This is a genomic window from Cupriavidus sp. L7L (assembly GCF_004353535.1).
GTDB classification, from domain to species: Bacteria; Pseudomonadota; Gammaproteobacteria; order Burkholderiales; family Burkholderiaceae; genus Cupriavidus; species Cupriavidus oxalaticus_A.
Window position 1 is genome coordinate 1 of sequence record NZ_SMNY01000030.1, and the last position, 856, is coordinate 856.

The window sequence follows — 856 nt, forward strand, 5'->3', positions numbered from 1 at the left end:
GCGGATAGCGGAACTGGCACGCTACCGCCGCGCCAACGAATTGCCGCCTACCCCAGGGAGACGCGTCCACTGGTGCTGCCGGTAATTGGAAGACCGGGCAGCGAGATACCGCTGTCACGCGGGGCGCTGCACCTGATCCTGAAAGAGGTGTTTGGCATGGCCGCGGCGCGCGTGCGGGCGCGCGGGCCGGAATGGGAAGCGCAAGCCGAGGTGCTGGCCAGTGCCTCGGCGCACTGGCTGCGCCACACCGCCGGCTCGCACATGACCGACCGGCAGGTCGACCTGCGCTTCGTGCGCGACAACTTCGGACACAGTTCGCTGTCGACGACGAGCGGCTACCTGCATAGCGAGGAGGATGCGCGCCATGAAGCCACGCAGGAGCGGCACCGGATTGACTGGGGTACGAAGAAATAGCGGGGCGAGAGGGTTATTTCACCATCATGAAACTTTGGCGACCCCGATGGGGCTGACCGATCTAGGGATGTGTCGCCCACTTAGATGCAGAAGTGGTAGATATCTTGATATCCATCTCAAGATGGTATACATTTTGATATCTATCAAAGGAATCCACCATGAGCACCACTGCCAAGATCTTTACCACCGGCCGCAGCCAGGCGGTGCGGCTGCTTCAGGAGTTCCGCTTTGCTGAGCGCGAGGTCTATATCCGCCGTGACCCGTCCACCGGCGACGTGATCCTGTCGCGCCGGCCGGAGAGTTGGGACGGCTTCCTGGCCGCCATCCAGGGCAGCGCCGTGCCGGCAGACTTCCTGGCCGAGCGCGCGCAGGACGAGCAACCCCGGGATCCGCTGGCGGGTCTCGAATGACGCGCTACATGCTTGACACTAATATCGTGAGC

The 856-nt window shown here is 63.1% G+C and carries 1 protein-coding gene and 1 pseudogene; both read left to right on the forward strand.

Translation table 11 applies throughout. The annotated features are described in order from the left end of the window. Positions 1-414, forward strand: a pseudogene (locus E1J61_RS26630) (tyrosine-type recombinase/integrase); the annotation flags it as partial. Between the two features lie 158 nt (positions 415-572). Then, positions 573-824, forward strand: coding sequence for an antitoxin (locus E1J61_RS26635; protein ID WP_133096938.1), 252 nt, complete (start codon positions 573-575; stop codon positions 822-824). Positions 825-856 lie beyond the last annotated feature (32 nt).